This is a genomic window from Prosthecobacter sp., assembly GCF_044378005.1.
Taxonomy (GTDB): Bacteria; Verrucomicrobiota; Verrucomicrobiia; order Verrucomicrobiales; family Verrucomicrobiaceae; genus Prosthecobacter.
Genome location: NZ_JBILYB010000205.1, coordinates 1 through 7920, shown reverse-complemented (window position 1 = coordinate 7920; position 7920 = coordinate 1). Strand labels below are relative to the sequence as shown.

Genomic DNA, 7920 nt, shown 5'->3' with positions numbered 1-7920 from the left:
CTTCGACAATCGCCACTTCATCGCATGAACGTCTTCCCTCCCATGCAGCACGAACGGCTCTTTGTTCCCTTCCTGGATGAAGTGGATGGCACGCTGTGCCTGCCCGCGAATGCGACAGCGTCTGACATTCATTCGCAAGCTCGCGCGCATCGCCTGCGCTTTCCGCTTCTTTTGGATGAAACGAACTTCCTGCGCGAACAAATCGCCGCCACCACTCATGCGCCTGCGTCGTGTCGCTTTGGGCCGTATTGCGACAACATCCTCGGCATGAACTGGCGGCTGCCCTCGGGGCGCATCGCCCGCATCGGCGAGCGTGTGGTCAAGACCACGACCGGCTATGATTGGCTGCGCTTTCTGCTGCACAGCGGGTCGCGTTATGGCGAGCCGGTGGACTACGTTCTGCGGTTGCGTCCTGATTGCGGATTCACGGCCATCGGCTGCTTCGATGGAGACACCAAGGCTTTGCGCTCCTGTGTATCAAAACTACTTCACAGCGGCTGGATGCACTGGTGGGATGCGGTGGATTTCGTTACGGAAAGCGGGGCATCGTTCGTGCGTGTGATGATCCATTGCGTGACAGAGGAAGCGTCCATCTTTGCTCAGCAGCTCGAACACATCGCTGCATCGACGAGCACGCAGCTTACGCTGCGAAGCAACGTGCCGCCGCCACTCGATGGCCTTCCCGATCTCGTGATCAAGACGACGCCTGATCGTGTCATCGGTCTCTCTGCGGAAATCGCGCAGGGTGCGCGCCGTTGTGTGGCGCTGTGCTACAGCGGTGTTGTCCACGTCTATATGAACGAGAGCGAAGACCTCACCGAACGCACGCAAGCTCTCGTCCAACCTTACACAGCAGAACTCCACAGCCTAGGTGGCGACTGGCACTCACGCTGGCTGCCTGCCACGCCGCCGACCATCACTGAGTCTGCGTGGCTCAACACGCTGGAGGAAGCCATTCATGAGCACTGAAGCAATGCCTCCAGACTATTTCTCCAATTGCACGCACTGCGGTTTCTGCCTCGCCGTGTGCCCGACTTACAAGCTCACCGGCGACGAAAACAACTCACCGCGTGGGCGATTGCGTTTGTGGAGTGAGGAAGCGGCAGGACGGCTGCCGCAAGACGAGTGGACGGACTTTTACACCGCGGAGTGTGTCGGTTGCCTCGCCTGTGAAACTGCCTGCCCGGCAACGGTGCCGTATGGCGAAATCTTCGAGCACATTCGCCATGAGCACGTCGCAACGCATCGCTTCAAACCAAAGCTCGCGCTCCGATTGGCAGCGGCAGCGGTCACGCGTCCGATCTTGTTCAATCTCGCCCTGCTGCCTGCCCGACTCTTGCGCCGCGCGGGCCTCAGTGTGCATCGCTTTCTTTTCCCGGGCAGTCCTTCGGCTCTGAAAAGCACCGCTGCGTATGCAGAGGAACTCATGCAGCGGCATCGTCCCACCGGCCCACGTGTGGCTTTTCTCACGGGTTGCCTGATGGAAGCCATGTTCCGCGAGATCAACTTCGCCACCGTTCGTGTGCTCATTGAGAACAACGTGCAAGTCATCATTCCTGAGGGCCAGGGCTGCTGCGGCGCGTTCCAGGAGCATACCGGACTTGATGGTGTCGAAGCCCTTCGCAAGCAGAACCGGCGAGCGTTTGGCCCGCTCGATGTCGATGCCATCGTCAGCAACTCGTCCGGCTGCGGTTACGCTTTGGGCAAGACATTGCAGCCCGACAAACAAGTGCGTGATGTGCTCGGCTTCCTCGGCGAACTCGGTCCCGTGCGCCGCCAGCGTGCCCGCGATGATGGCACGCGAGTCTATGTCGATCTGCCCTGCCATCTCGTGCATGGACAGAAGGCGGCAGGCATTCCCGCGAATGTGCTCGATGCCACTGGCCACCGCTGGGAACTCGCGCCCAAGGCCAAGGACTGCTGCGGCTCCGGTGGCGTTTACAACATCCAGAAGCCCGAGAATGCACAGCAGATCCTCGCCGACAAATCCGCCTTCCTCAACGCAGCCGAAGGCGCACCCGTCATCCTCGGCACCTCCAACCACGTCTGCATGATGCAGTGGCACAGCGCCGGAGCCACCGGACTTGTCACCCGCCCCTACGAGGTGAAACACATCATCCAACTCCTCGATCCCGGAGAGAAGTTCAGCATTCCTTCCAACTCACCACAGCCATGAAAATCAACACCATGATCGCCTTCGCAGCGTTGCTCACGCTGTCTGCATCGAATGCCGCCGAGCCGGTTGATCCAGCTCGTTTTGAAAAAGAAATCCTCGTGCCGACGGCGCGTGATGCGATCCAGATGGAAGTTCTTCCCGGTGGCGATGTTATCTTTGCCGAGTTCTGGGGCACGATTAAACGTTGGGACGCGAAGTCAGGCGGCGTGAGCATTCTCGGCTCGGTGCCAACGTATGCGAAGGGCGAGATCGGACTGCTCGGCATGGCGGTGGCGCGGGATTTTGAGCAGAGCGGGCATGTGTATGCCTTGTTCGCGCCGACGGCGAAACTCGGCACCGTGCGGGTGAGCCGCTTCACGGTGAAGGACGGCAGGATGTCGGCGGAATCGGAGTTGGAACTGCTTTCATGGCCTTATGATACCGAGCATGTCTTCCACATGGGCGGCGCGATGTGGATGGATGGAAAAGGCGATCTCTACATCGGCAATGGCGACAACTGTCACTATGATCCGGGCTTGCCCCAGGACACGCGGCCGGATCGCAAAAACTGGGACGCCTTCCGCTCCGCCGCCAACTCGCGCGACCTGCGCGGCAAGGTGCTGCGGATTCATCCGAAGCCGGAGGGCGGCTACTCCATCCCCGAGGGCAATCTTTTTGCCGATGGCAAGGACGGCAGGCCGGAGGTCTTCGCCATGGGCGTGCGCAATCCCTTCCGCCTCTCCGTGGATGACAAAACGGGCACGCTCTACTTCGCCGATGTCGGCCCGAACATCATGCCGGTGCTCGGCGTGAAGCCGGATGGCTACGAGGAACTCAACGCCACGAAGACCGCAGGGAATTTTGGCTGGCCGCTCTTTGTCGGCCCAAATGAAGCACTGCCGCTCTATGATTTCGCCGCGAACAAGGAGGTGAAACGCTACGACCCGCAGTCGCCGGAGAACCTGTCGCCGCGCAACACGGGCATTCAAAAACTGCCACCGGCCAGGCCCGCGCTCATCTGGTATTCGAGCCTGCCTTCGAAGGACTTCCCCACACTCGGTAGCGGCGGTCGCACCATCATGGCCGGACCCGTGTATCACTTTGATGCAACGAATCCGTCCACTACCAAACTTCCCGAAGCGCTCGATGGCCGCCTTTTCATCTACGAATGGATGCGCAACTGGATTCAGACGGTGAAGCTCGGCACCCCAGGGCCGGAGATTGAGCCCTTCTTGCCATCTTGGAATCTGCGCCGCCCCATCGATATGAAGATCGGTTCCGATGGTGCGCTCTACATGATCGAGTATGGCGACCAGTGGTGGGAGAACAACGACAGCCGCCTCGTGCGCGTCGTCTATCGTCGCGGCAATCGCGCGCCCGTGGCCCGGCTCACCGCGAATGAAACAGCGGGCAAACAACCGCTCGCGCTCACCTTTGATGCAGCTGCATCGAGCGATCCTGATGGCGATGCGCTGAAGTTCATCTGGAGCATCGCGGGCAAAGAACAGACCGGCAGCGGGGCGAAGTTCGCGCACACGTTTGATCAACCCGGCAGCTATGAAGTCAGCGTGACGGCGCTCGATGCCAGCGGCGCGAGGAGCACGGCGAAGGAGGTGATTCACGTCGGCAATGGTCGGCCCATCGTGCGCTTCGAGTCGCCAGCGCATGGTTCGTTCTTTGATTGGGATTCCAAGATTCCTTACCAGGTGTCCGTCACCGAAACCGATGGCGACGCGGTGCAGACCAATCTCGCCACCGTGCAGGGCGAGTTTCGCGGACGCCGTTTTGCCAGCGAGGGTGACAAGGATGTGCTCGATCCCGGACTCGCCATGATGCGCGCCAGCACCTGCTTCGCCTGCCACATGGCCGACACACCATCCGCCGGTCCTCCTTACAAAACCGTCGCCATGAAATACAAGGACGACCCCGCTGCTGCCGAACGACTCGCGCAGAAAGTCCTCAGCGGTGGCACCGGCGTTTGGGGGCAGCTTCCCATGCCGCCGCATCCGCAGCACAGCATCGAGCAACTCCGCCGCATGGTCGCCTGGGTGCTCTCGCTCAAGGACGATCCCGCCAGCCCGCCGCAGTCCGGAGCCAGCGGCTCCTTCACCGCGCCGAAGAAGCCCGAGAAAGGCACACGCGTGGACGAAGGCGTGCTCATCCTTACCGCCGCTTACACCGATGATGGCAATCAAGCCACCCTGCCGCGCCTGCGTGGTGAAGGCACCGTGGTGCTGCATTCCCGCCGCAAAAAAGCCGCGCTCTATGATGAGAACCACGGCATGGCCTACGTCGAGCACGCCTATGGCGAGAAGGCCATCGTCGGCCACTTCAAAGACGGCACCCACATCCTCTGGCGCGACCTGAACCTCACCGGCATCTCGAAGATCACCGTCCGCGCCGGTTGCTTCGATACCCAGGGCGGAACTCTCGAACTCCGCAGCGGCTCACCCACCGGCCCCCTGCTGGCCAGCGTCGAAGTGAAGCCCTCCGGCCAAGCCGACTCAGGCGAGTTTCTCTCCATCCCCGCCACCCTCACAAACGCCAACGGCCTCACCGACGTCTGCGTCGTCGCCCGTTGCGCCGACAAGAACACCGAACTCGGCCTGAACTGGATCGAGTTCCAACCGTGAGGATTCTCGACAAAAAGATCACGGACAAAAACATGAATATCCAATCCCAATCCTGGCTCATCGACCGCCGCCATGCGCTCAAGGCGCTCGGCAGCTTGATTTCCCTGCTCATGCTGACGGATGGGGCTGCGCTCGGCGTCGTGCCAACGCCGAAGGAAATTCGCGGCCCCTTTCCGATCATGTCCACGCCCTATTTCGAGGACGGATCTGTCGATTACGATGGTCTCAAGCGCGAACTAAGATGGGTGGACGAGTCGGGCTGTCCGGGCGTCATCTGGTGTCAGTCGAACGACGCCATCGACCTGTTGACGACCGAGGAGAAGTTTCGGGGGTTTGAGGCGTGTGCCGAGGCGGCAGAAGGGCGCAAGGTCGTCCTCACGCTGGGAGCCAACGGCACCAACACCGCGCAGATGCTGGAGATCGCTGCGGAAATCGAACGTGTCGCCGAGCGTCACCCCGGCGTCAGGATGGCGATCATCTCGCGTCCGCCGGACGATGTCCGCACCGAGGCGGACATCGAACAAGCGTGGAACGAACTTGCGAAGGTCGCGAAGCGTCCGGTCATCTTCCAGACCTACGGCACGCCCGCCACGCCGACGCCCTCGGTCGCGCTACTCGTGCGGTTGGCAGAGAAACATCCGGCGATTTACGGCTACGTGAAGGAAGAGGCCGAAGGTTATGCGGCGGTCGAGCGGATGTCGGAGCTTTCGGCAGCCAAGCCCGTCATCAAGACCGCGATGGCGGGGTGGGGCGGCTGGCAGTGGCTCATCCAGCTCCGGCATTGCGGGTGCGAGGGGCTCGTCACCGAGCGCAGCGCCTTTGCGCCGGTGCTCGCCAAACTCTGGCGCATCCACGAAAGCGGCGAGCGCGGTCTTCCCCTCACCGAGGCTTACGCCATGTTCCGCCTCCTGTGCGATCAGCGAAACTTTCCTTCCGGCTTGCGCGGCTACCCGCTGTATTTCCTCGAGAAAGAGGGCGTTTTCAGGAATCGAGTTTCGCGTCAATACACCAACTCACGCGTCACTGATGGTGGAAGCTTCGGCGTCGGCAAAGCCTGGAAGCTGGAGAAGGTAGAACTGACACCGTTGCAGTGCCGGGAGCTCGACGCGCTCTATCGGGACATGCTCGATTTTGTGGCCAAGTAACCGAATGCATCTTGCCTGGCGAGCCCCTCACCCCAGTAGCTGCTCCTCACCCAGAGCCAACTCGCCCCGGCACCCAAAAGCATTTTCCTAGCAGTCATCATCACCCGCGCCGTGAACAGTCAATGGACCATCCAAAGCAAGAGATCGCCATGAAACCAATCTTCTCCCTCATCACCGCCCTGCTGCTCGCGCCGCTCGCCACACTGCACGCCGCTGATGGTCTTCCTGAGCCGCCTGTGAGTTGGAAATACCCGCCGGAGATGCCGGGGGCGAGTGTGGAGGTTTATCGGGAGGTGAACGGTGTGAAGCTCAATGCCTACATCTTCACGCCGCCGGGTCATCGAGTGTCGGATCATCGTCCCGCAGTGTTGTTCTTCTTTGGCGGTGGATGGAAAGGTGGATCGCCGGGGCAGTTCCTGCCGCAGTCGCTTTACCTCGCGCAGCGCGGCATGGTCGCCATCCCGTGCGACTACCGGGTGCTGAGCCGCCACGGGGTCCTCCCGCAGGATTGCCTGCGCGATGCGAAGGCGGCGATGCGGTGGGCTCGTGCCAATGCCGCCCGTCTCGGCATCGACCCCGACCGCATCGTGGCCGGAGGTGAATCCGCTGGTGGTCATCTCGCTGCTGCGGTGGCGCTGGTGCCGGGTTTCGAGGACGGAAATCACACGGATGTCAGCTCCATGCCGAACGCTCTCGCGTTGTTTAATCCAGCCGTTGTGCTATCTCCGGTGGAAGGTCATCCTGGGCTGCTTTCCGACGATAAAATCGCCGATATCCGCGCCCGCACCGATGGGCGACCGCAGGAGATCTCGCCTTATCATTTCGTTCGCGCTGGGCTGCCTCCGAGCATTCTCTTCCACGGCACGAAGGATGAGGCGGTGCCATTCCCCACGGTGGAACTCTTTGCCAAAGCCATGACCGCCGTAGGCAATCGCTGCGAACTGAAAGCCTATGAAGGCCAGCCGCACGGCTTCTTCAATCCCGGGCGCGGCAAAGGCGAGCCGCGAGAGGAAGCCACTCGCTGCTTCCACCGCACCATCCGCGAGCTGGACGCTTTCTTCGTGTCTCTGGGTTATCTCAAACCATCGGACAAGCTGCCAACACCGGCCGCCAAGAAGCTGTCCGATTTCCAGCCACTCGTCCGCACCGAGACCTGGACTGAGAAATGGCCGGACGCTTCCGGCAAAGCCGAAGCACGCAACGTTACCGCCGAAGTGTGGACGCAAGCCATGCAAGCGACGCTCGATGCTCAAGGAACGCTGCACATTCCAGCACAAGAGAAACCCTATTACCTGGATGGCCCGCTCGTCTTAAAATCCGGTCAGAAACTCAGCGCCGATCCGACCGCCGAGATCCGCCTCAAGCCCGGCAGCAACACCTGCATGGTGCGCAACGAGCATGTCGTCACCTTGAACGCCAAGCCCGTGCCCGCTGACCAACAGCTCGATACGGACATCACTATCGAAGGCGGCATCTGGACGACACTGGCCGTGTCCCGAGCTGAGTCCAACGGCAATCTGCGTGGCCACTCAGCGAAGGAGAATCCGGCTTTCGGTGCGCATGGCGTCATCCTTTTGCAAAACGTGCGCCGCGTCTCAGTGAAGAACGTCACCATCCGCCAGAGTCGGCCCTTCGGCGTGCATTTGGCGAATGCGCATAAGTTCACCATCGAGAACATCACGCTTCAAGAGCATTACCGCGACGGCGTGCATGTGAATGGTCCTTCAAGCGATGGCGTCATTCGTGGCGTGCGCGGCGATTCGCACGATGACAACGTGGCGCTGAATGCTTGGGAATGGAAGAACTACGCGCCCAGCTACGGCCCCATTGAGCGCATCGCCATCGAAGACGTCACCGGAGCGCCCAAAGGTGTGCATGCCGCCAATTCCATCCGCATCCTGCCCGGCGTGAAGCGTTTTGACGATGGCACCACGCTCGATTGCCCCATCAGCGACATCACGCTGCGCCGCATCACAGACATTCGTGA

General features: G+C 61.2%; 5 protein-coding genes. All 5 read left to right on the top strand.

Annotation, left to right across the window (positions count from 1 at the left end):
• Positions 1-969: FAD-binding oxidoreductase (locus AC6FTP_RS24200; protein ID WP_497209478.1), on the top strand; the 969-nt coding region annotated here is incomplete at its 5' end.
• Positions 959-2176 carry a (Fe-S)-binding protein gene (locus AC6FTP_RS24195; RefSeq protein ID WP_497209477.1) on the top strand — a complete coding sequence of 406 codons (1218 nt, stop codon included), beginning with the start codon at positions 959-961 and terminating at the stop codon, positions 2174-2176. The genes AC6FTP_RS24200 and AC6FTP_RS24195, both read left to right, overlap by 11 nt.
• A complete protein-coding gene (locus AC6FTP_RS24190) occupies positions 2173-4788 on the top strand; it encodes a PQQ-dependent sugar dehydrogenase (RefSeq protein WP_497209476.1) in 2616 nt (871 codons plus the stop codon). The genes AC6FTP_RS24195 and AC6FTP_RS24190 overlap by 4 nt, the downstream gene beginning before the upstream one ends.
• Positions 4785-5933, top strand: coding sequence for a dihydrodipicolinate synthase family protein (locus AC6FTP_RS24185; protein ID WP_497209475.1), 1149 nt, complete (start codon positions 4785-4787; stop codon positions 5931-5933). The genes AC6FTP_RS24190 and AC6FTP_RS24185 overlap by 4 nt, the downstream gene beginning before the upstream one ends.
• Before the next feature lie 149 nt (positions 5934-6082).
• A partial coding sequence (locus AC6FTP_RS24180; protein ID WP_497209474.1) for an alpha/beta hydrolase fold domain-containing protein occupies positions 6083-7920 on the top strand: 1838 nt, incomplete at its 3' end.

What these genes read in the sequence shown, in the direction of transcription:
- AC6FTP_RS24195 (WP_497209477.1), top strand. Translation starts at nt 959, where the DNA reads ATGAGCACTGAAGCAATGCCTCCAGACTATTTCTCCAATTGCACGCAC.
- AC6FTP_RS24190 (WP_497209476.1), top strand. Translation starts at nt 2,173, where the DNA reads ATGAAAATCAACACCATGATCGCCTTCGCAGCGTTGCTCACGCTGTCT.